Raw genomic sequence first — 23,150 nt, 5'->3', positions numbered from 1 at the left:
GAAGCAGCAGATCAGACATAGATGCTGTGATTTGAAATGATGCTGCAGAAAGAGGTGGAATTACGCAAGATGCTTCCGGAAGTGTTCTATGACAGCAACGGATTCTGCACTGACAGGTTTCGGAACAGCGGACGGTTTTGCAAGAAAATAGCCCTGCAGGAGATCAACATCCAGTTCCAGTACCTTCAAAAGTTCAGCTGGAGTTTCCAGACCCTCGGCAATGATTTTCATGCCTCTTTGATGTGCATAGGAAACAATATTTTCTACGATCTGCTGCTTGTCCGGATCGGAGTCGATATCGCGGATGATGGAAAGATCCAGCTTGATATACGCCGGTGCAAGCTCCAGAAGCGTTTTTTCATTGCTGTAGCCGCTGCCGTAGTCATCCAGGGCAAATACACCGGAAAATCCCGGCATCTCACGTTTTTTCAACAGAGCTGTAAGATCCTGTGAATCCTCCTCTGTGATCTCGATGACAATCCGATCCTGAAGAAAGCTGTATTGTTCGACGTAAGCCACTGACTCATCGTGATTCATGTATTGGCTTGCAATCGAATTGACAAAGAGAAGCTCATCACCGCGTATCTGATGGGTGGAGAGGAATGTGGCATAGGATTTTGCAGAGAGAAACATAGTCAGACGTTCTATTTCATGCAGGCACTCTTCCTCGTGAGCCAGCTGCAGGATCTGATCCGGACGAGTAAGTGCCGGGAGATTTCCGCGCATCAGTGCCTCGTAGGCGTAGATACTGCCGTCCGCAGCGGAAACAATTGGCTGGAAGTAATACGTAAACAGCTCTTCATTCAACATTTTATGGAACAGGCGGCGCATCTCGGTTTCCTTTGCGTTTTTTGTAAAAAGCTCCAGATCGAATTCGGTAATGTACCCTTTTTCTGCTTTCTTTACCTGGTACATTGCGAAATCCGCATATTTTTTCAGCGTAGACAGATCTGTACTGTTTTCCGGATACCAGGAAACTCCGCCGGAAAGGCGAAGGAGCAGTTTACGACCACTTGGCAGCTCCAGGGCTGTATTTGAAACCGCAAGGGAAAGATTCTGCAGAAGTGCTCGAATTTCTTCCTGCGATTGGTAGCCGTAGAACAGAAGATTAAATTCATCGCCGGAAATACGGGCACAGAGCGTTTTAGCCGGCACAGAGGAGATAAAACACTGTCCTGCCTGCCGGATATAGGCATCGCCCCAGTCGTGGCCGAAGGTGTCGTTGGTGCGTTTTAGATTGTCAAGGTCGATCATCAGAAGGGCAGCGTGACCGAGAACTTCCGAATGCTCAAAAAGAGCTTCACTTTCCCGCTGAAACGCGCGTCGATTGTAGAGACCGGTCAATGCATCGTAATCACGCTCGTGCTCTATGCGCTGCCGTTCCAGCATAACGGAGGTAAAATCTTCGACAAGTCCGATCTGCGCATAGCCCTCGCGGGAGGTCTCCATACGGATGTAGCGGATTGTTCCGTCAGAAAATGAAATTTCATACACCTTAGAATGCCCGACCCATACGGTATGAGAATGTGTCTGGTCAAATTCACGCAGCATCTGCTGGAAATACCGGGTGGAAAGCCCGGAGACATCTTCAGATGGAAGGTTGAGCATGGGAAAAAAGTTCTTTGTGACATAGACCGTGTTGAGATCAAAACGCATCTCATAGCCACCCAGTTCAATACTTGCCATTTCCATGATACGCAGGAATTTTGTGGAGGTTGTCAGAATAATGTGGATACTGCCGTCATCGGAAAAGTCACCTTCTTCCAGGTAATTGGGAAGATAGGCAGCCTTTTCTTTCTCTGTAAGATAAGGGGAAAGATCAACGACCTGTCCCATCTGCTCAAGCGTATAGGCGGTATCGGCGTAGGCGGAAAAAATATTTGGCATGGCAAGGGCACCAACCCTTCCTTTGGCGGCATCGAGAACATTTTTTTCCAGGTCATTGATGCTGCCCTGACTGGAGGCTTCGACCGTAATATGCTCTTTTTTTCCGATCGTTGTATTGAATTCCTCAACAAGACGTTCAAAGGAAGCTAACTGATCTCCGTTGTAATACGTCCATACGGTCAGCGTAACGGGTTTGTCGGAGGCGCGGCATCCGCCAAGAAGCGATACAGCGAGAACAGAACTCAAAAGAAAGGTTGTGACTTGATTTGAAAGAATTATAACATAAAGGAACAGGAGCCGCAATCGAAATTAAGCCGTGGAACAGAAAAGTTGTTACAGTTCACTGGTTCCCAGCGAACTGTAACATTCGCAGCCCTCATTTAAAGTTTTGCTTCGCAAAAGGAGGGCTGCTCACGCCTGAATCACTTTCTTACGCAGCGAAACAGCAAGTGTTTCACTGCTGAGTGAACAGTAACGAAAAGTTACCTGTTGTTTGCCGGGTACCGGTGAAGTGTAATGCAGCAGGAAAGAATCCGGTAAAGGAAAAAAGCTCCGCCGGAAAAAAAGGTGGTATTTCCGGTGGAGCTCTGTGAAAAAAGTGATCAGAATTTTACTGATGATAATAAGAGAGGAAGTCGGTGATCTTTCCAACCGCATCCTTTAAAACTTCAATTCGCGGCAGGTAAACAACGCGGAAGTGATCCGGCTGACCCCAGTTGAAGCCGCCGCCGTGGACAATCAGAAGCTTCTTGTCGCGCAGCAGATCGAGAGCAAATTTTTCATCGTTTGTAATATTGAATTTTTTCGTGTCAATTTTCGGGAACATATAGAACGCAGCTTTTGGTTTGACTGCGGTAATGCCCGGAATATCGCAGAATGCCTTGTAAACGTATTCGCGCTGCTCGTAAATCCGTCCGCCCGGAACGATGTAGTCGTTGACACTCTGGTGGCCGCCAAGAGCGGTCTGGACAACGGACTGTGCCGGAACATTGGAGCAGAGACGCATGTTGGAGAGCATTTTGAGCCCTTCAATATAGTCCTTTGCGATAGCTTTATTTCCACTTAAGATCATCCAGCCGATACGGAAGCCTGCGATCATGTGCGATTTGGAAAGACCACTGAAGGTGACACAGAACAGATCCGGTGCGAGGGATGCAATAGAAACATGCTCGAGACCGTCCATGACGAGCCGGTCATAAATTTCATCGGAAAAGATGATCAGCTGATGTTCTCTGGCAAGCTCGACAATCTGCTGCAGTACCTCTTTCGGATAGAGTGCACCGGTCGGGTTATTCGGATTGATGATAACAATCGCTTTTGTGCGGTCGGTGATCTTCTTTCGCATATCATCGATGTCCGGATACCATTCGGACTGTTCGTCGCAGATGTAGTGGACGGCTTTTCCGCCGGCCAGCGTTGCGCAGGCGGTCCAGAGCGGGTAATCCGGGGATGGGATGAGGATTTCATCCCCGTCATCCAGAAGAGCGGACATGCAGAGGTTGATCAGCTCACTGACGCCGTTTCCGGTGTAGATATCATCGATAGAAACATTTGGCAGTTTCTTTAACTGCGCATACTGCATGATCGCTTTTCGTGCAGAGAAGAGACCCTGGGAAGGAGAGTAACCCTCGCAGTCGGTAAGCTGATGGCTCATGTCGTAGATGACCTCATCAGGAGTACGGAAGCCAAATGGAGCCGGATTTCCAATGTTCAGTTTCAGAACCTGTGTGCCGCACGCTTCCATGCGGTTTGCTTCTTCTACGACAGGTCCGCGGACATCATATAAGACATTGTCGAGTTTCGATGATTTTTTAAATTCTCGCATAGGGGAACCTCCTGTTTTTGTCTGGGAAAGGGAAGCGGCAGATGGATCAGAAAAGGATTCTGCCGGATCGGAAACCGTATCTGCCGTATAGTTTACTGTGGAATCTTTTGCAAGCAGCCAGTCGGGATCGACCTGGAGCACATCGGCCAGAAAGTGAAGAATGTCGGAGCGCGGAACCGTTTTTCCGCTGACATACTGGCTGACATGGCTTTTTCCAAGCTTCACACCGCGCCGCTGGGCCGCTCGGATCAAATCGACCTGCTTGAACTGTTTCGCCTGCATGGCCAGTTTCAGACGGTCGGAAAAGGTTTCATTTGTCATAGAAAATCTCCTTAAGATAGAATACAAAATAAAAAAAGTTCAAAACTGTGCTTATTGTAGCATGGACAAGAAAAAAGTTCAATAGAAAAACTGAAAATTGTAGAAATGTTGAAAAGTTCAAAATTAAAGCGAAACAAGTTCAATTATAATATTGTCTATTCTGTACAGGTAAAGCGTTAAACCTTGCGCATTTTGCAAATTGACAAACGATGAGATTTCGGTAGAATAAAAAATAGGATGCTATGCGTTTCTGTTGGGATCCGCCAATAGAAACGGGAGAGAAAGGAAGGAAAATGTATGGGGGAAGGTCATAAAAAACTGAATTTTTCCGATTGTATGGGACTTGCGATCGGACAGATCATCGGTTCGGGCATCATGGTACTGACGGGAATCGTCATCGGTCTGACAGGACACGGCATTGCCGCAGCGTTTATTTTAGGTGCCGTGCTTGCCATTATCACCTGTGTACCGTTCATCATCCTGACGTCCGCAATCCCGTCATCAGGCGCCGGCTTTACTTACATCCGACGATTGATGGGTGAAAAAGCCGGCTTTATGTACATTGCGATGTTTGTCTTAAGCCAGGTTCTGATCGCAACGTACGCGAAAGGCTTTGCGAGCTATTTCTGCTCGATTTTTCCACAGTTTGGCGAGTCGGCTGTCGCAATGGCAGCACTTGTAATCTGTACCGCCGTCAATCTCATCGGACTGAAATCGAGCGCACTGGTGCAAAAGGGCATGGTTGTGCTGTTGCTTTTGAGCCTGTTCTTATTTATTGTATTCGGTCTGCCCAAGGTGAGCTGGGATGCCCTGACACCGACGGTATCCAACCTGATGCCGAACGGTCCGAAGAACTTTTTCACAGGCGTAGCGCTTTTAAGTTTTGCGTGCGGAGGCGCAAAATTCGTTGCGGAGAACGGAGATGATATCGTGGAGCCGTCCCGCACGATTCCAAAGGTTATCGTGCTTTCCACGAGTATCGTTGCTGTATTCTACGTGCTGATCGGTATCGTGGCAGGCGGCGTGCTTCCGGTCGAAACGGTCGCATTTCAGAATCTGACGCTTGTCGCACAGGAGATTTTTCCAACCTGGCTGTACCTGTTTTTCGTGTTCGGTGGTGCCGTATTTGCGCTGCTTACCACCCTGAACGGAACCTTGAGCTGGGTGACAAGAGGACTGCAGGCTGCCGCAAAACAGGGCTGGCTGCCGGAAAAAACCGCGGAGGAGAATAGAAACGGTGTTCCGGCGATCCTTCTGATGGTCTTTTTCCTGATGGGCGCCATTCCGATCCTTACGGGAATGGATCTGACATTGATTTCCAACATGGGTGTCGGAACCGATATGGTGACGGAATTTATGGTACTCCTGGCCTGCTGGCGTCTGCCGGATATCTTCCCGGAAGAGTATCAGAAATCTGCGTTTTGTATGAAAAAGCGGACACTTCACATTCTGCTGTTTTTCATCGGCATTCTGATGATCGGAACCTCGTATGTCAATCTGTCGGATCTTACCGTTCCAGCGGCGATCGCATGCGGCATCTATATTCTGGTGATGTTTGTTTACACGCAGGTCCGATACCCGTATGTGAAGGCAAAACAGGAAAAGAAAGAAGACAAATAAAGAAGAGAAATGGAGAAGAAACATGAGGGCAACAACAAAAGAGCAGGGCTTTTACAGCCAGATTTTTAAGCTGGTTCTGCCGATTGTGATTCAGAATCTTTTAAGCGCGGCAGTCAACTCTGCCGATGTCGTGATGCTGAACTACGTGGGACAGTCCGCTATTTCCGCGGTATCCCTGGCATCCAACTATGCAAATGTATTATTTATGGTTTATTATGGACTGGGAACAGGAGCAACACTTCTGTGTGCCCAGTACTTTGGAAAAGGCAATATGCGAGCAATTCAGACTGTCGAGGGAATCGCACTTCGATTCTCCGTCATCATCTCCGTCGTTGTGGCAGGAATTGCTTTTACCATGCCACAGATGATGATGCGTCTGTTTACAGATAATGTGGAACTGATCCGGATCGGTGCTTCGTATCTGCGCGTCATGGGTGTGACCTACCTGTGCTGGGGCATTACGGAGATCTATCTTGCGGTGCTTCGAAGCCTCGGCCGTGTGACGATCAGCATGGCGATGAATATGATGGCATTCGCACTGAACGTATTTTTCAACGCATGCTTCATTTTTGGTCTCTTCGGATTTCCGAAGCTTGGAGCAACCGGTGTTGCAATCGCAACGGCGATGTCGCGTGTCATTGAACTGATCGGCTGCGTGATTGTGTCGATTATGAGTAAGGATATCAAGCTCGATCTGCGGTACATGTTCATCCGCAACAAGCTGCTGTTTTCCGATTTTGTGAAGCTTTCACTTCCGGCACTTGGAAATGATCTTTCCTGGGGCGTTGCATTTTCGATGTATTCTGTGATCCTGGGCCATCTGGGAAGCGATGCGGTAGCGGCAAACTCGCTCGTTGTCGTTGTAAGAAATATCGGAACCGTGCTGTGCTTTGGTGTGGCAAGTGCAGGCGGTATTCTGCTTGGAAATGTTATGGGAGAAGGAAATCTGGAAAAGGCGAAGGAATATGCATCGAAACTGCTGAAGCTGACGGTTGTTGCCGGAGCTGTGGGCGGACTGGTTGTGCTGGGTATCACGCCGTTTGTATTGAAATTTGCTTCTTTAAATGAGACCGCGATGCATTATCTGAAATATATGCTGCTGATCAATACCTATTATATTATGGGGGCGGCCGTCAATACGACGCTGATTGCCGGAGTATTCCGTGCCGGAGGTGACACAAAGTTCGGACTGGTCTGTGATACGATTGATATGTGGTGCTACGCGGTGCCGCTTGGATTTATTGCAGCGTTTGTCTTCAAGCTTCCTGTCCTTGTGGTTTATTTCCTGCTGTGTACAGATGAGTTTGTAAAATGGCCGTGGGTTCTGAAACGGTATAAGAGCGGACTGTGGGCAAAAAACATTACGCGGGATCACCTGTTTGAGGATGAAGCAAAAGAATAGATGATATAGAAAAAGACATCTGCAGAGGTGAAAAATCACTTCGCCAGATGTCTTTTTTCGTGTTTTTCAAACATGCTCTAGAGAACGGTATATCCCTTGCTTTTTAAGCTTGCTTCTGTCTCGTATACATCCGGTACATGGAACACCATGATCGGGCAGCCGGACTCGCGGTTGAAGGAGAGATAGATATAGTCGATGCTGATATTTGTCTCAAGCAGTGTTTTCAGAAGGGAATTTAAGTTGCCCGGCTGATCGACGACTTCAACACCGAGTACATCCGTCTGGCGTGTCATGTAACCGGCAGCCTGAAGCGCCTGCTCTGCTTTATCCGGATCGGAAACGACCATGCGGACAATGCCGTACTCTGCGCTGTCGTTGTTGACAGAACCTAAAATATTGACGTCGTTTTCAAACAGAATCTGTGTGATCTGCTGCATCGTGCCTTTTTTATTTTCTGCGAAAATAGAAAGTTGTTTTAACATAATGGGGGCCTCCTAAAATTGATCTCTGATTCCATTATACTGCCAAAATCAAACGCGTCAACGAATTTTGTAAAAGAAGACGAAAAAAAAGGTAAAAAAGCGTATCGTTTACAGAAAATTAATAGAATAAAAGCATCAATATAAAAAAATAAAAAAAGAAATCAATGAGCGAAAAAAAGACAGAAAAGTCGGATAATAAGAGAAAATGCACAAAATACAAATAAAATATGAGAAAACAGGTGAAAAAACTTTTGCATAATGACGAAAAATGCGTTACAATATAAGCGCTATATGTGAATTTATTATTGGGAGGTATTAGAATTATGGCAACATTTTATGCATCAAAAACAGGAGAAGTATCTGCAAGAGAAAAAGAACATTCCGCGCTGGTACGTGAACTGGCCGGTGAGTGCATGACACTTCTTGAAAACGACGGAACCCTGCCGCTTGCCGGTGCAGGAAAAGTCGCAGTTTATGGTAACGGCGTCCGCCACACGGTAAAAGGGGGTACCGGTTCCGGAGACGTTAACACAAGAACGGTTGTTACGATCGAACAGGGCTTAAAAGAGGCCGGCTTTGAAATTCTGACTGGTAAATGGCTCGATGAATATGACAAAGTGCTTGCAGATGCGCAGGCTGCATATCAGGCAGAGCTGGCAAAAAAAGCAGAGGAGCTTCACGTTCCGATTTTTGCTGTTATGTTCTCGGAAGTATTTGCACAGCCTGACGTGCCGGTAATTACCGAAAAAGAGGACACCGATACCGCTATCTATGTTCTGTCAAGAAACTCCGGTGAAGGTGCAGACCGCTATAACAGAGCATGCGATTATCTGCTCGGCGAAAACGAGCTCGCTGACATTGCCTATCTGGCAGAGCATTATGAGAAAACAGTTTTAATTTTGAATATTGCGAACCTTGTAGACACCACAGAGTTAAAGAAAATCAAAGGACTGAATGCAATTCTTCTTGCAGGACAGGCCGGAAATGCAACCGGAAACATCGTTGCAGACGTTGTTCTCGGAAAGAGCATCCCATCCGGAAAGCTGACTGATACATGGGCTGCTTCCTATGAAGACTATCCGTCCTCAAAAAATTTCAGCCACAACAACGGTGACACCAACGATGAGTATTACAGCGACGGCATTTATGTCGGCTACCGTTATTTTGACACCTTCAACGTAACCCCGAACTACTGCTTCGGCTATGGCAAAGGTTATACTGATTTTGAGACGGAAGTAAGGGACGTGGAGGCAGATGCCAAGAACGTTACCGTTACCGCATCCGTAAAGAATATTGGTGATACATTCGCCGGAAAAGAAGTCGTACAGGTTTACTATTCCGCACCGGATGGCACGATTGAGAAACCGTATCAGGAGCTTGGCGGCTTCGGAAAATCCGATCTGCTCTCGCCGGGTGAGTCCCAGACGATTACCATTTCCTTCCCGACGAGATCTATGGCTTCCTACGATGAGAAAAAAGCAGCATGGGTACTCGAGGCAGGAACGTATTACATCCGTGTCGGCAACAGCTCCAGAACAACGAAAGTGGCAGCAGCCCTGAATCTCAAAGAGACCGTTGTTACGGTTCAGGGAAAGAATCTCTTCCCTGCAGATGACGCTCCACAGGAACTCTCCAAAGCAGGCGTAACACCGTACAGCTATGAAGGTGAGGCAGAAGAAAAAGCAGCTGCAAAACAGATCGATATCTGCAGCAAATGCATCAAGACGGAGACTGTTGTCTACAGTGAGACACCGGAAGCATTCCCGGCTTATGAGGGAGAGAAGCTGACCGCGGCAGATGTAAAGAGCGGAAAAGCGACGTTAAAAGATCTCGTATCGCAGCTGACCGTAGAAGAGATGGCTGCCGTTTGCAATGGTACTGCAGACGGACTTGGCCAGGAAGGATTTATCGGATCTTCTTCCGATATGGCGCCTGGAGCAGCGGGAGATACGACTTCCATTCTTCTTGAGGACAGAGGTATTTACAATACGATTCTTGCAGACGGTCCGGCCGGTCTTCGTCTGATTCCGCACTTTGTCGTTGATGCAGACGGAAAGATGGTATCCTCCGGAAATCCTCTGGAAGATGCGTTTAACAAAAATGAAATCGAAGTTCCGGAAGGCGGCACGGAGTATTTCCAGTACTGCACCGCAATCCCGGTAGCAGCGCTTCTTGCGCAATCGTGGAACATGGATCTGATCCAGAAATGCGGTGATATCGTCGGAAAAGAGATGGAAGAATTCCACATTTCCGTATGGCTGGCGCCTGGCATGAATATTCACAGAAATCCGCTTTGCGGAAGAAACTTCGAGTACTACTCGGAAGATCCGCTGGTGGCAGGTATGTGCGCCGCAGCCGATACCAGAGGAATCCAGTCCCATGCCGGAATCGGAACCAGCATTAAGCACTTTGCAGCCAACAACCAGGAAGACAACCGTATGTACGTCAATGAGCACATCAGCGAGCGCGCAATGCGTGAAATCTATCTGAAGGGCTTTGAAATCGCAGTCAAGACAGCACAGCCGATGACGATTATGTCTTCCTACAACCTGGTAAACGGTGTGCATACTGCCAACAGCCACGACCTTCTGACCGCAGCAGCAAGAGATGAGTGGGGCTTCGCAGGCTATGTCATGACCGACTGGGGAACCTCAGAGGACATGAGCGGATTGTTCGCTTACAAATATAACCTGAAATATGGACATTCCACTTCAAGAGAGTGTGTTCTTGCAGGAAACGATCTGCAGATGCCTGGCCAGCAAGGAAACCGTCAGGAAATTGTAGCATCTGTTGCAGACGGAACTCTGCCGCTTGGACAGCTTCAGACCTGTGCGTACCGCATTCTGAATGTTGTTTTGCAGTCCCTCGCCTATGATGATTGCAAACCATACGGTGATCAGTTCGATCTCGAAGAGGCAGTTACCGTTACAAAAGCATAAAAAATCAAAAAAACATAGAAGCAGCCCCGCAGACCTTTACCATAAGGCTTTGCGGGGCTGCTTTTTGTACGGTCAAAGGAGCAAGGCTGTGACTGCAAGAGATAAGCGATTTCCGCAATCTGCAAGCCCAGCTTGGTGGCATAAAATGTAAAAAGCTCACGAAAGAACTGTAAAACTGGAGAAAAATACAGAATAAAATCGGTAAAAAAATAAAAAATAGTGAAAAATGCACAAAAAGATTGTCCATAGAGCAAATAGTGTGTTATAATGAATGCATCTATTAAAACAGGGGGATAGATTATGGCAAAAGAAATGATAGCAATGCTTCTTGCCGGAGGTCAGGGATCTCGCCTTTATGCGCTGACCGAGAAGCTTGCAAAACCGGCAGTTCCATTTGGCGGAAAATATAGAATCATCGATTTCCCACTTTCTAACTGCGTAAATTCCGGAATTGATACCGTAGGTATTCTGACACAGTATCAGCCAATGGTGTTAAATGAGTACATAGGAAACGGCCAGCCGTGGGATCTGGACCGCCTCCATGGAGGTGTTCACGTGCTGCCTCCTTATCAGAAAGCCTCAGGTTCTGACTGGTATAAAGGAACTGCAAATGCCATCTACCAGAACATTCCATTCATCGAGAGCTACGATCCGGAGTACGTCATCATCCTTTCCGGAGACCAGATCTGCAAACAGGACTACAGCGATTTCCTCCGCTTCCATAAGGAAAAGGGCGCAGAATTCAGCGTTGCGGTTATGGAAGTGCCGTGGGAGGAGGCATCCCGTTTCGGACTTATGGTAGCAGATGAAAATGACAAAATCACCGAGTTCCAGGAAAAACCAAAACAGCCGAAATCCAATCTGGCATCCATGGGTATCTACATTTTCAACTGGGATATCCTGAAAAAATATCTGATTGAGGACGAGGCAGACCCGAATTCTTCGAACGATTTCGGAAACAACATCATCCCGAATCTTTTAAAAGACGGACGCAATATGTACGCTTATCATTTCAGCGGATACTGGAAAGATGTAGGAACCATCTCCTCTTTGTGGGAGGCAAATATGGAAATCCTCGATCCGGAACACAGCGGAATCAACCTGTTTGACAATAACTGGAAGATTTACAGCCGAAACAGCGGAAAAACAGGCCATAAGATCACCGAAACCGCTGTTGTGGAAAACTGTATGATCACCGATGGCTGCCGTATTGCAGGTCATGTCAAACATTCGATTCTGTTCTCCGGTGTAAAGGTTGCAGAGGGCGCAGAAGTAGAAGATGCCGTTATCATGGGAGGAACCGTGATCGAATCCGGAGCAGTCGTGAAACACTGTATCGTTGCGGAAAACGTTGTGATTGGCCAGAATGCCGTGGTAGGAGAAATGCCGCATGACGGTGAAAAAGGTGTTGCCACCATCGGATCCGGAATCCATATCGGTGAGCGTGCCAAAGTAGGACCAAATACAATGGTAAATGCAAATGTAAAGGATGGTGAAGAAGAATGGTAAACGCAAATGCAGATGCACTGGGCATCATTTTCCCAAACAGTTATGATGAGCAGGTACCGGATCTGGTAAACGAGCGTCTGATGGCCTCCATTCCTTTTGCCAGCCGTTACCGCATGGTGGACTTTATTTTATCCAGCATGGTAAACTGCGGAATCGGAAATGTATCCATTATCGTCCGCAAAAATTACCATTCGCTGATGGATCATCTCGGCTCCGGACGTGAGTGGGATCTCGCCAGAAAAAAAGGCGGCTTAAACATTGTTCCGCCTTATTCCGAGAAGAAAATTCAGGTGTATTCCGGAAGAGTGGAAGCACTGGCAAATGTTCTCGATTTTCTGAAATGGCAGAAAGAAAAATATGTTGTTATGGCGGACACCAACATTGCCTGCAATTTTGATTTCAAAGAGATGCTGAATCAGCATATCGAAAGCGGCGCAGATGTTACTGCAGCTTATACCAAGCAGCCGATTCCGGAAGGCGTCAGAAGCTCTTACGAGAAAACCAATTATCTGCACTACACCTTCTCCATGGCAGGACAGAAGATCAGCAAGATCTTTGTAAACTCGGAGGAAAACGGAGTACAGAATGTATCGATGAATATCTACGTGATGGAGCGTCAGCTTCTGATCGACGAAATCAAAAAAGGCTTTGTCCTTGGAAATAAATTCTTTGAGCGTGATGTCCTGGCACCGCAAACGGAGAAACTGAACATTCAGGGATATGAGTTTACCGGTTATCAGGCAAGAATCGACGATATGAAGAGTTATTTCGATGAGAACATGAAGCTCTTAAAAGATGAGAATCTCGATAGTCTCTTCTCCGGCAACCCGATCTATACCAAAGTCCGCGACGACAATCCGACCCGTTATATCAACGGATCAAAAGCGAAAAACGTGATGGTAGCAGACGGCTGTGTGATCGAAGGCGAAATCGAAAACAGCATTTTGTTCCGTGGTGTCAAGGTAGCCAAGGGAGCAAAAGTAAAGAACTGCATTCTGATGCAGGATACCGTGATTGAAGCAGGCGCTGAGATTGAGTACGTTGTTTCTGATAAATACGTTACGGTATCTGAAGGAAAACAGCTCAAAGGAACCGATTCCTTCCCGGTATTTATTGCGAAGGATCAGGTTGTATAAAGAAAAGAATAGAATGAAATAGAAATACCGACTGCCAATGTAGAATATATCAATATTGATGGGCAGTCGGTATTTTTTGGAAAAATTCAGAGAAAAATAGTAGATTGAGTAATGCATCTGTGATATGGTAATAAAACAAAACAGTGACAGCCTAAGGAAGGGAAGATTCTTACCATAAAAATTCCCGGTTGTACAGCTTATGGTTACAGTACAGTCTGTTTTCAGGCTTTTACATCCGGCAGCTGATACTGTTTTTTCAGCTCTTTATATTCTGCCTCAAATTCTTCTTCTTTCTTCAATGCATGCAGATATTCATGTGTATCGAACGATCCGCTGTGGATCTGGCTGACGCAGACGGCGATGTTGGAGCAGTGGTCGGAGATTCGCTCGAAATCGGTCATGACGTCGGATAAGATGAAGCCAAGCTCGATCGTGCATTTTCCACTCTGGAGCCGTTCGATGTGGTGGTTCTTCAGGCTGGAATTCAGGCTGTCAATCACCTGCTCGAGTGGTTCCACTTCATTTGCTTTTTTTACATCCTCATTGTTGAAAACGGAGAAGGTCAGGCTGACAATATCTTTGACTGCTTTTCCATAAACAGCAAGCTCTGCGGCTCCGTCAGAAGAGAACTGCAGGTTCTTGTCATGCATCTCTCTTGCAGCTTTCATGATGTTGACGGTGTGATCGGAAATTCGTTCGAAATCGCCGATGCAGTGCAGAATCATGGAAAGTGTCTGGCTGTCCTTCGGGGAAAGCTTTTCGCTGGAAAGCTTCACCAGATATGTGCCGAGGGCATCTTCAAAATGATCCACCTTTTTCTCAAGAATATCTACATTTTCCGCATCCGCCTCGTTGTAGGAGGCCATCAGGTCAACAGAAGTAACAAGGCCGGTTTCGGTCAGCTCTGCCATTTTTGCGGCTGCAACTTTACACTGCTGCAGAGCAAAAGCCGGGCTGTCGAGAAAACGGGTATCGAGCATCTGAACAGCTTCGTCTGCTTTTTCTTCCGGTCCGTCCGGAATGGTCAGTTTCGCAAGTTTGACCAGTCCGTCTGCAAACGGGAACAGGATCAGTGTTGCGAAAATATTGAAGCCGGAGTGAACGATTGCGATGCCGGCTGCATTTGCCGAGGTTTCCAGGAATGGAAAATGTACAAAGGCATTGATTCCATAGAAGAGAACCAGGAAAAGAACAGTACCGATAATGTTAAAATAAAGGTGAACCATTGCGGTACGGCGTGCATTGCGGCTTGTACCGATGGAGGAGAGCAATGCGGTGATACATGTACCGATATTCTGTCCCATGATGATAGGGATCGCTACGGCGTAGCTGACGGAACCGGTTGCGCAGAGTGCCTGGAGAATACCGACAGAAGCAGAGGAACTCTGGATCACGGCGGTCAGAATGGTTCCGGCAAGAACACCGAGCACCGGAATTGAGAATTTTACGAGAAGTCCCGTGAATTCCGGTACATCTGCGAGCGGTGATACAGCGCTGCTCATGGTGTGCATACCAAACATCAGAATGGAAAAACCGGTTAACAGGGTACCGACATTTTTCTTTTTATCGCTCTTTGCCAGCATCAGCATAAAAACGCCGATGATTGCAAGAATGGGGGAAAAGGACGACGGGTTCAGCATTTTAATGAATACATTGTCGCCCTGAATGCCGGTAAGACTTAAGATCCAGGAAGTGATGGTGGTACCGATATTGGCGCCCATGATGATGCCGACTGCCTGGTTCAGCTTCATGATGCCGGAGTTTACGAATCCGACAACCATAACAGTAGTTGCAGAAGAGGACTGGATAACTGCGGTAACACCGGCACCTAAAAGAACTGCCATAATCCGCTTTGATGTCAGCTTTTCCAGCAGGTATTCCAGTTTACCGCCGGAAAGTTTGGTCAGGCCATCGCCCATGGCACTCATGCCGTATAAGAACATGGCAAGGCCACCGACAAAGGATAACACTCCAAAAATGTCCATAATTTCTCCCTTTACGTAATTTTCTTTTTCTTTTCGTGGTTTTAACAATAGATACACGTTTTGCAGGTCTTACTCGAGAAAAAACCTACATTTAGAAGATAACACATCTAAAAACAGTTTTGTGTTAAATGTATGTAAAGTTTGTAAAACGGTCAAAACAACTCAAAATCCGGTGCGGCACTGTTTTGTGCCGGTACCGGATCGTTTCTCGATTCCTTTGCATCCGAAAGAAGCTGCCACTCGCAGGATCTGCAGATGCGGGTAGTTTGGCTGAATATGATTTTCATAAGAAATCTTTTAACTTTTCCATGTTGTATTCTTCAAATTTTCGCAGCTTATCCATCAGATCCCGGATTTTGGGATCCGCGTCCTCATACTGGCGGTACTTCTGGATTGCCTCGACGATGCCCATGCTGCTTCCGGTAATCAGCATGCTGGCAATGTGTGAGACGGACGGATCCGTCATAGTCTGCAGGTTTATCATAAAATACGTGCGTGCTTTTTCCATTATGCCAAGGCCTTTTTCATCGTAGCCGTGTTCATTCAGCAGCTCCTTTGCCGCCTGATGAAATTCCTCATAGCCCTGAAACTGGGTTTTCAGATGTTCTTTTAAGTCTTTGTCCTCAACGACTCCAATGAGCTGCCGGATCGTGTCGACACCCATCTGGGAATTCTGGTAAATAAAGTTTAAAAGCTCTGCATCTCCACTCATCGTGCATCTTCCTTTCTTGCTTTCTTTGGTGGTTTCATGAAAAAGTATTGCCGGAAATCGGGGCAAATATACCTGATTTTAATTGTAATTTTACAGGGGAAAAAGTATAATAAAAGCATCGGAAAAAGAGTACGAAAAAGCGGGAAAAACCGCAGAAAAACGGAAAGGAGAAGAAAAAAATATGCAGTTATTTTATACCCCGCAGCATGCCCGTGTCGGCGATGTGATTCCTTATTATGAAGATGGGAAATTCCACCTTTTTTATCTGAAAAACTGGAATCCATATTTCGGCAGCGACAGGAAAGACGGCTGGCATCTGCTAAACACAAAAGATATGGTGCATTACGGGCCGGAGACGGCGATTGGGATTCTGGGAGGAACGGGATCTGTCATCAAGGCAGATGGGATTTACCATTTATATTACTGCGTCTTTGAACAGAATCCGCAGCGGCAGTACGTCTGCCACGCGACGAGCAGTGATCTGGACAGTTGGACGAAACACGAAGAAGAAACATTCGGACCGGACGAAACGATCTATCTGCCGACCGACTGGCGCGATCCATACGTGTTCTGGAATGAGGAAGAAAACTGCTGGTGGATGCTGCTGTGCGCGCAGAGCCAGGGAAAAACAGGCCGCCGCGGCTGTGTGGGCTTATGTAAATCTGCCGATCTTCACCACTGGGAGTGCTGTGAGCCGCTGTATGCACCACATGCGAGCATGTCGGCATACGAATGCCCGGATATGTTTTACGAAAACGGCTGGTGGTATCTGATCTTTTCGCAGTTCACAGACCATTTCCAGACCATTTACCGCATGAGCCGTTCCTGCCATGGACCATGGAAACGCCCGAAAACAGATTCCTTTGACGGTCGTGCGTTCTACGCGGCAAAAAGCTGCGGGGATGGAAACCACCGGTATCTGTTCGGCTGGAATCCGACAAGGACACAGAACACCTGGAATTTCGACCCGGATCCGAACCACGAGGGATACGATTACAAAACATATGACTGGGGCGGTACGCTGATTCCGCATGAAATTTATGCACGGGAGGACGGCACACTGGCGGTAAGACCAAATCCGGCGCTGAAAGAGGTTCTGACCATTCAAAATGACGTAAAGTGGGCACCGATGAACGGCGCGTGGGAGATTGGTGAAACATCTGCCGTTGTTGATACGCCGTATGCTTATGCGTCTGCACTCAGTGAAAACGATGTTCCGCATCAGGGCTGTCTGGCATTTGATTTCACGTTTTCGGAAGGAACAGAGCGTTTTGCCGTGGCACTGCAGGTGGATGAGGAGTTTGCGAGAGGCTACTATTTCTACTTAGATCCGAAGCGGCAGCGTCTGGAGTACAAGAGCGCAATCCGTATGCATGAGCAGGGCGGATGGACGTTCCAGTACGATGTCGAGCTGGAGCGGCCGCTGGAACTGATTCCGGGGAAAACGTATTCCATGGAAATTTATATCGATGAGTCTGTGATGGAAGTCTATGTGGGCGGAACAACGGCTCTCAGTGTGCGCGCGTATGACTTGCACGACCGGAAGTTTGGTCTTGCTGTATCTGACGGAAAGGTGCGCTTTGAAAATATTCAATTGACAACGATGGGAGGATGAGCGGATGAGTCTTTATTTTCGACCGGAAAAGGCAGTGCTGGGTGATGTGATCCCCTATTATGACAATGGTGTTTTTAAACCGTTTTATCTTCGCAATTACCGTGCGAACCGGGATGAACAGCATCAGGACAGCTGGGTGATGCTGAGCACGACAGATCATATTCATTATACGGAGCATGATACAAAAATTGTGGGCGGCACGGGTTCTGTGATCAAAGTGGATGGCCTGTATCACATGTTTTACTGTACCTTTCAGAAGCTGCCAGAGAAGAACTACATGAATCACGCCGTCAGCACCGATCTGGATGTGTGGACGGAAATCCCGGAGGACCGCTTCGCATCGGATGATGTGATCTATGAGCCGATCCACTGGAGGGATCCGTTTGTTTTCTGGAGTGAGGAGGAAAACTGCTGGTGGATGATTTTTGCGGCGCAGAAAAAAGGAAAAACGACGAGGAGAGGCTGTGTGGGTCTGTGCAAATCGAAGGATCTGCATCACTGGGACTATTGCGAGCCGTTTTATGCTCCGATGAATGCACAGTGTGCGTTTGAGTGCCCTGACTTTTTCCGGATGGGAGACTGGTATTATCTCGTCTTTTCTTCGTATGCGGACCGCTATCAGACGATGTACCGGAAGAGCAGAAGTCCGTATGGACCGTGGCAGACGCCGGAAATTGATACGTTCGACACGCGTGCTTTTTATGCGGCAAAGACGGGAAGTGATGGCGTTCACCGATACGTTTACGGCTGGAATCCGACAAGAGAAGTCAACGAGCACAATTTTGATCCGCCGGGATATCCCGGAAAAGACTGTAATACATGGGACTGGGGCGGCAGTCTGGTGGTGCATGAGCTGTGGCAGGATGAGAATGGCGATCTTTTTGTGAAGCCGATTCCACAGGTGCTGGAAGCCGTGGGATGGGAAGAACCGCTTCAGATGCAGGCACTGACAGGAGAGTGGAAGCTGGAAAAGAACCAGGCAGAGGTTGATGCACCGTACGATTTTGGTGCGCTGCTGCTGAATCCGGTGGGGGAAACGAGCCGTCTTTCCTTTGACGTCGAAGTGGACGGGGATTGTCCGAGCGTTGGAATTGCCGTGCATGTCGAAGAAACATTTACGGTCGGTTATTATCTTCTGATTGATTTTGGCCGCCGCCGGATCGAGTTTAAATCCGGAGTCCGCATGACAGAGCGGGGCGGACAGATGTTCCCATATGAGGTGGAACTGGAACGGCCGCTGCCGTCATCAACGGGAAGAAGCTTTCATGTCGATGTGATTGCAGACGGTACGATTCTGGAAGCTTATGTGGATGGCAAAATTGCGCTTGGAACACGGATGTATGATCAGACGGGCGGATGCTTCGGGCTGTATGCATCGGATGGGAAAGCGGTATTTCGGGATATAAAAGTTTTTCACGCATGATAACCTTACTGCACGCGCCGTCCGCATGCGGAATCCGGCGGAGGGTCTCTTTTGAGAGAGTTATTCATTTGGGAACTTTTGCTTGCAGTTTTGCCGGAGTGTGGTAAAGTAGTAGAGGAGTTATATGAATTTCAGCGGGAGACAGAAAATCGGATCTGTCGTTCCGCGTTCAGAAAGAGGATAGAACATTATGCTGAAAAAAATTGGAAGAAATGATCCCTGCTGGTGCGGCAGCGGGAAGAAGTACAAAGACTGCCATCTGGCGCTGGATGAGAAAATCAATTCTTATAAATTAAAGGGATGGAAAATTCCGCCGAAGAAAATTATCAAAAGACCGGATCAGATCGATGGAATTCGTGAAAGCGGTCTTGTCAATATTGCAGTTCTGGATTATGTGGCCGAAAACATTCATGCAGGCATGAGTACGGAAGACATCGACCGTCTGGTCGCAGAAAAGACAAAAGAACTCGGCGGAATTGCAGCACCGCTGAATTATGAAGGATTTCCGAAGAGCGTGTGTACCTCCATCAACGATGCGGTATGCCATGGAATTCCGAACGAAGAGGAAATTCTGCAGGACGGAGATATCATCAATGTTGATGTTTCTACCATTTATAAAGGATATTTTTCCGACTCTTCCCGTATGTTCTGTATCGGTGAGGTAGACGATGTTTCAAAGAAGCTGGTGGAAGATACGTTAAAAGCCGTACAGCTTGGACTCTCCGAAGTACGTCCGTTTAACCGGCTTGGCAATGTCGGCGCGGTGATCAATGAATTTGCCCAGAGTCAGGGCTATAAAGTAGTCCGTGACATCGGTGGTCATGGCGTCGGTCTGGAGTTCCACGAGGATCCGTTCGTCAGCTATGTCACAAGACGCGATACCGGAATGCTGCTCGTACCGGGTATGGTATTCACCATTGAGCCGATGATCAATCTCGGAACGGATGAGATCTTCATCGACTCCGACAACGACTGGACTGTCTACACTGAGGACGGCGCACCGTCAGCCCAGTGGGAGGTTACGGTTGCGGTAACAGAAGATGGATATGAAATTCTGGCATATTAATTGACGCATAGAAATATGAAAGCTGTGTCTGTGGAAGAACTATTTTCCGGAGACACGGCTTTTTTCTAAAGAGAAAAGGGAGAAATACGATGCAGGATTTGGAACTGGAGATGAGCCGGTGCCGGGTTTGTCCGCGGAAGTGCGGAGCGGACCGGGAGCATGGAAAGACGGGATATTGTAAGGCGCCCTCCGGGGTTGCGGCGGCGCGGGCGGCGCTGCATTTCTGGGAGGAGCCGTGTATTTCCGGGACGACGGGGTCAGGGACGGTTTTCTTTTCCGGGTGCAATCTGCGGTGTGTCTACTGTCAGAACCATCATATTGCGGAGATGGAAAGCGGAAAAGTGATTTCGATCGGGCGGCTTTCGGATATTTTTCTGGAACTGCAGGCACAGAATGCAAACAATATCAATCTTGTGACACCAAGCCACTACGTGCTGCAGATCCGGGAGGCACTTTTTCAGGCAAAGAAAAAGGGACTTACCGTGCCGGTTGTGTATAACTGCGGCGGGTATGAGAGCGTGGAAGCCCTGCAGGCCCTGGATGGGCTGATCGATATTTATCTGACAGATTTTAAGTATATGGACTCCTCCCTTGCAAAAGTGTACTCGCGGGCAGAAGATTACCCGGAAACAGCAAAACGGGCGCTGGCGGAAATGGTGCGTCAGACAGGAGAGGCTGTATTCGATGAGAATGGTCTGATGAAAAAAGGTGTGATTGTGCGCCATTTATTGCTGCCCGGTGCTGTAAAAAATGCAAAAGCTGTGGTAAAATACGTCTATGAGACGTACGGCGATACCGTCTGGCTGAGCCTCATGAGCCAGTACACGCCGCTTCCGCAGGTGGAAAACATAAGTCCGCTGAACCGGAAAACGACAAAGCGGGAGTATGAGCGTCTGCTGGACTATACGTTTTCCCTCGGCGTCACCAACGCCTTTTTACAGGAAGGCCCGGTGGCCGAGGAGAGCTTCATTCCGGAGTTTGACGGAAGAGGAATCTGACGTTATAGTTCACTCGTGCAAAAAGGAGCTGTGCAGCAGCAAAAAGCGCTGGAAGCGCGGTTTTGTGAATGCAAGCAAAACACATTTGTCTATGATTAGATATGACTAACTATATTGTTTTAAGGAGGAAAAACTTTTGAGCAACGCAGTTGTAACACTGAAAAAAGGAGAGGGCCGCGCCTTAAAGCAGGGCGGAGCCTGGATTTTTGATAATGAGATCGCTTCGATTTTAGGAGCATATGAAAACGGAGATATCGTGCTGGTGCGCGACTTCGACGGATACCCGATGGGACGAGGTTTCATCAACGAGCATTCCAAAATCCGCATCCGTATGATGACAAGAAATATCGACCAGGAAATCGATGAAGCATTTTTGAGAAAAAGAGTGCAGGATGCCTGGGAATACCGCAAAAAAGTGACAGACACATCAAGCTGCCGCCTGATCTTTGGCGAGGCAGACTTCCTGCCGGGACTCGTAGTGGATAAATTCTCCGATGTGCTGGTCGTTCAGTCACTGGCACTCGGTATCGACAAAATGAAAATGACGATTATCCGCCTGTTGGAGGAGGTTCTGGCAGCTGACGGGGTTAAGATCCGCGGCGTGTTTGAGCGAAGTGATGCAAAAGTGCGTGAGCAGGAGGGCATGGAGCGTGTGAAAGGATTTCTCTCCGAGCCGTTTGACACCAGCGTGGAAATCGTCGAGAATGGTGTCCACTATCTCGTCGATGTCAAGGACGGCCAGAAAACTGGTTTCTTCCTGGATCAGAAATACAACCGTCTGGCTGTGCAGAAGCTCTGCAAGGACGCGAGAGTGCTCGACTGCTTTACCCATACCGGATCGTTTGCACTGAATGCGGCATATGCAGGAGCAAAGGAAGTTATCGGCGTTGATGCATCAGAGCTCGGCGTAGAGCAGGCACGGAAAAACGCATCCTTAAATGGTCTGGAAAACGTAGCATCTTTCGTGTGCGAGGATGTCTTTGAACTGTTGCCACGTCTTGAAAAAGAGGGAGAAAAATTCGACGTCGTTATCCTTGATCCGCCGGCCTTCACAAAATCAAGAAACTCTATCAAAAACGCAATCAAGGGATATCGTGAAATCAATTTGCGCGGCATGAAACTGGTCAAAGACGGCGGCTATCTGTGCACCTGTTCGTGTTCCCACTTTATGGACTACGAACTCTTCACGAAAACCATCAACCAGGCGGCTCACAACGTCCACAAACGCCTTCGTCAGGTAGAATACCGCACCCAGGCCCCGGATCATCCAATTCTGTGGGCGGCGGATGAGTCCTATTACCTGAAGTTTTACATTTTCCAGGTTGTGGATGAAAAATAGAAATTCTTCCTCTGCCGGAAGCGCCGAAACGGAAAAGCGAAGTGTAAGAAATGGGAGGAATTGCCATATGATAGAACCAACACCCCATGCACAAAAGAAAAAGCACTCCCGCCAGATGGCCACAAGCTGTGAGTCGTGCGGCAATTTTGTGTATGATGAGGAGTATGAGTGCTACACCTGCGAGGTCGATCTTGATGAGGATGAGATGGCACGTTTTCTGCAGGATAAATTTTACGACTGTCCGTACTACCAGCTCGGCGATGAGTATCGGATTGTGCGGAAACAGATGTAGGCAGGCAATGCGTCCGGTATACAAAGCTGCGGCGTTTGCGATAAAAACAAAAAAAGAACAGGAGGATTTTTACCATGAACAACGAAGTATTAAATGCAATCAAAACAAGAAGAAGCATCCGCAAATACAAAGCGGAGCAGATTACCGATGAGCAGCTCGATGCAATTCTGGAGGCCGGAACGTATGCGGCAACCGGCATGGGAAAACAGTCGCCGGTGATTGTTGTGGTACAGAAACCGGAGCTGATTGCAAAGCTTTCGAAAATGAATGCAGCTGTTATGGGTACAACATCCGATCCGTTCTACGGCGCTCCGACCGTTCTGATCGTGCTTGCTGACCCGGAGCGCGGAACTTATGTGGAGGACGGCTCTCTTGTCATGGGAAATCTGATGCTGGCAGCACATGCCGTTGGTGTGGATTCCTGCTGGATCCATCGTGCAAAAGAAGAGTTCGCGAGCCCGGAGGGAAAAGCCCTCTTAAAAGAGTGGGGACTTTCCGAAAATTATGTTGGCATCGGCCACTGCATCCTCGGCTATCGCGACTGTGAGTACCCGGAGGCAAAAGAAAGAAAAGCAGATTATATTGTAAGAGTATAATCA

17 protein-coding genes are annotated in these 23,150 nt (G+C 47.8%); 12 read left to right on the top strand and 5 right to left on the bottom strand.

Annotation, left to right across the window (positions count from 1 at the left end; all coding sequences use genetic code 11):
- Positions 1-60 precede the first annotated feature (60 nt).
- Together DWY63_RS07420 and DWY63_RS07415 are read right to left on the bottom strand one after the other, a co-directional pair.
- A complete protein-coding gene (locus tag DWY63_RS07420; RefSeq protein ID WP_117801753.1) occupies positions 61-2,133 on the bottom strand; it encodes an EAL domain-containing protein in 2,073 nt (690 codons plus the stop codon).
- Between the two features lie 364 nt (positions 2,134-2,497).
- Positions 2,498-4,033: an aminotransferase class I/II-fold pyridoxal phosphate-dependent enzyme gene (locus DWY63_RS07415; RefSeq protein WP_117801752.1), complete on the bottom strand. Its 1,536-nt coding sequence runs from the start codon at positions 4,031-4,033 to the stop codon at positions 2,498-2,500.
- A 297-nt stretch (positions 4,034-4,330) separates the two neighbouring features.
- Between DWY63_RS07415 and DWY63_RS07410 the strand changes: the two genes are divergently transcribed.
- On the top strand, positions 4,331-5,653 hold the full coding sequence (locus DWY63_RS07410) for an APC family permease (protein ID WP_055219502.1): 1,323 nt from the start codon (positions 4,331-4,333) through the stop codon (positions 5,651-5,653).
- A gap of 22 nt (positions 5,654-5,675) precedes the next feature.
- Entirely contained in the window at positions 5,676-7,055 is a 1,380-nt protein-coding gene (locus tag DWY63_RS07405; protein ID WP_117801751.1) for an MATE family efflux transporter, read from the top strand.
- Between the two features lie 77 nt (positions 7,056-7,132).
- On the opposite strand, the gene DWY63_RS07400 is transcribed toward DWY63_RS07405, so the two are convergent.
- Complete coding sequence (locus tag DWY63_RS07400; protein WP_117801750.1) at positions 7,133-7,537, bottom strand: amino acid-binding protein; 405 nt, start codon at positions 7,535-7,537, stop codon at positions 7,133-7,135.
- Between the two features lie 323 nt (positions 7,538-7,860).
- On the opposite strand from DWY63_RS07400, the gene DWY63_RS07395 reads away from it, so the two are divergent.
- From DWY63_RS07395 to glgD, 3 genes are all read left to right on the top strand, one after another.
- Positions 7,861-10,476, top strand: a complete 2,616-nt coding sequence (locus DWY63_RS07395) for a glycoside hydrolase family 3 protein (RefSeq protein ID WP_117801749.1) — start codon at positions 7,861-7,863, stop codon at positions 10,474-10,476.
- 300 nt (positions 10,477-10,776) lie between these two features.
- Positions 10,777-11,985, top strand: a complete 1,209-nt coding sequence (locus DWY63_RS07390) for a glucose-1-phosphate adenylyltransferase (protein WP_117801748.1) — start codon at positions 10,777-10,779, stop codon at positions 11,983-11,985.
- Positions 11,979-13,121 carry a glucose-1-phosphate adenylyltransferase subunit GlgD gene (gene glgD / locus DWY63_RS07385; RefSeq protein WP_117801747.1) on the top strand — a complete coding sequence of 381 codons (1,143 nt, stop codon included), beginning with the start codon at positions 11,979-11,981 and terminating at the stop codon, positions 13,119-13,121. Before DWY63_RS07390 ends, glgD begins: the two co-directional genes overlap by 7 nt.
- Positions 13,122-13,342: 221 nt before the next feature.
- Here glgD and DWY63_RS07380 read toward each other — a convergent pair whose 3' ends face one another.
- A complete protein-coding gene (locus DWY63_RS07380) occupies positions 13,343-15,106 on the bottom strand; it encodes a Na/Pi cotransporter family protein (protein WP_117801746.1) in 1,764 nt (587 codons plus the stop codon).
- Positions 15,107-15,389: 283 nt separating this feature from the next.
- The gene (locus tag DWY63_RS07375; protein ID WP_022461386.1) at positions 15,390-15,818 is read right to left on the bottom strand and encodes a hypothetical protein; all 429 of its coding nucleotides are present in this window, start codon (positions 15,816-15,818) and stop codon (positions 15,390-15,392) included.
- Between the two features lie 181 nt (positions 15,819-15,999).
- Here DWY63_RS07375 and DWY63_RS07370 point away from each other — a divergent pair, with 181 nt between their 5' ends.
- From DWY63_RS07370 to DWY63_RS07340, 7 genes are all read left to right on the top strand, one after another.
- Positions 16,000-17,433 carry a glycoside hydrolase family 32 protein gene (locus DWY63_RS07370; RefSeq protein WP_117801745.1) on the top strand — a complete coding sequence of 478 codons (1,434 nt, stop codon included), beginning with the start codon at positions 16,000-16,002 and terminating at the stop codon, positions 17,431-17,433.
- 4 nt (positions 17,434-17,437) lie between these two features.
- A complete protein-coding gene (locus DWY63_RS07365; RefSeq protein ID WP_117509271.1) occupies positions 17,438-18,856 on the top strand; it encodes a GH32 C-terminal domain-containing protein in 1,419 nt (472 codons plus the stop codon).
- Positions 18,857-19,046: 190 nt separating this feature from the next.
- Complete coding sequence (locus DWY63_RS07360; RefSeq protein ID WP_022461385.1) at positions 19,047-19,922, top strand: methionyl aminopeptidase; 876 nt, start codon at positions 19,047-19,049, stop codon at positions 19,920-19,922.
- Between the two features lie 89 nt (positions 19,923-20,011).
- The gene (locus DWY63_RS07355; RefSeq protein WP_242991110.1) at positions 20,012-20,920 is read left to right on the top strand and encodes a radical SAM protein; all 909 of its coding nucleotides are present in this window, start codon (positions 20,012-20,014) and stop codon (positions 20,918-20,920) included.
- 136 nt (positions 20,921-21,056) lie between these two features.
- On the top strand, positions 21,057-22,259 hold the full coding sequence (locus DWY63_RS07350; RefSeq protein ID WP_117760780.1) for a class I SAM-dependent rRNA methyltransferase: 1,203 nt from the start codon (positions 21,057-21,059) through the stop codon (positions 22,257-22,259).
- Between the two features lie 67 nt (positions 22,260-22,326).
- Positions 22,327-22,551: a DUF6472 family protein gene (locus tag DWY63_RS07345; protein WP_117509268.1), complete on the top strand. Its 225-nt coding sequence runs from the start codon at positions 22,327-22,329 to the stop codon at positions 22,549-22,551.
- A gap of 74 nt (positions 22,552-22,625) precedes the next feature.
- Positions 22,626-23,147 (top strand): nitroreductase family protein, encoded by a 522-nt coding sequence (locus tag DWY63_RS07340; RefSeq protein ID WP_022461381.1) that lies wholly within the window; start codon positions 22,626-22,628, stop codon positions 23,145-23,147.
- Positions 23,148-23,150 lie beyond the last annotated feature (3 nt).

The sequence above is a fragment of the Blautia sp. AF26-2 genome (assembly GCF_003460955.1).
Classification (GTDB): domain Bacteria; phylum Bacillota; class Clostridia; order Lachnospirales; family Lachnospiraceae; genus Fusicatenibacter; species Fusicatenibacter saccharivorans.
The sequence above is the reverse complement of the archived record's forward strand: the minus strand, read 5'-3'. Positions and strand labels throughout refer to the sequence as shown.

Bases quoted from the DNA above. Each gene is read 5' to 3' on its own strand.
- glgD (WP_117801747.1), top strand. From the start codon at position 11,979: ATGGTAAACGCAAATGCAGATGCACTGGGCATCATTTTCCCAAACAGT.
- DWY63_RS07360 (WP_022461385.1), top strand. From the start codon at position 19,047: ATGCTGAAAAAAATTGGAAGAAATGATCCCTGCTGGTGCGGCAGCGGG.
- DWY63_RS07395 (WP_117801749.1), top strand. From the start codon at position 7,861: ATGGCAACATTTTATGCATCAAAAACAGGAGAAGTATCTGCAAGAGAA.
- DWY63_RS07375 (WP_022461386.1), bottom strand. From the start codon at position 15,818: ATGAGTGGAGATGCAGAGCTTTTAAACTTTATTTACCAGAATTCCCAG.
- DWY63_RS07370 (WP_117801745.1), top strand. From the start codon at position 16,000: ATGCAGTTATTTTATACCCCGCAGCATGCCCGTGTCGGCGATGTGATT.
- DWY63_RS07390 (WP_117801748.1), top strand. From the start codon at position 10,777: ATGGCAAAAGAAATGATAGCAATGCTTCTTGCCGGAGGTCAGGGATCT.
- DWY63_RS07340 (WP_022461381.1), top strand. From the start codon at position 22,626: ATGAACAACGAAGTATTAAATGCAATCAAAACAAGAAGAAGCATCCGC.
- DWY63_RS07415 (WP_117801752.1), bottom strand. From the start codon at position 4,033: ATGACAAATGAAACCTTTTCCGACCGTCTGAAACTGGCCATGCAGGCG.
- DWY63_RS07345 (WP_117509268.1), top strand. From the start codon at position 22,327: ATGATAGAACCAACACCCCATGCACAAAAGAAAAAGCACTCCCGCCAG.
- DWY63_RS07405 (WP_117801751.1), top strand. From the start codon at position 5,676: ATGAGGGCAACAACAAAAGAGCAGGGCTTTTACAGCCAGATTTTTAAG.
- DWY63_RS07365 (WP_117509271.1), top strand. From the start codon at position 17,438: ATGAGTCTTTATTTTCGACCGGAAAAGGCAGTGCTGGGTGATGTGATC.
- DWY63_RS07400 (WP_117801750.1), bottom strand. From the start codon at position 7,537: ATGTTAAAACAACTTTCTATTTTCGCAGAAAATAAAAAAGGCACGATG.
- DWY63_RS07355 (WP_242991110.1), top strand. From the start codon at position 20,012: ATGCAGGATTTGGAACTGGAGATGAGCCGGTGCCGGGTTTGTCCGCGG.
- DWY63_RS07410 (WP_055219502.1), top strand. From the start codon at position 4,331: ATGGGGGAAGGTCATAAAAAACTGAATTTTTCCGATTGTATGGGACTT.
- DWY63_RS07380 (WP_117801746.1), bottom strand. From the start codon at position 15,106: ATGGACATTTTTGGAGTGTTATCCTTTGTCGGTGGCCTTGCCATGTTC.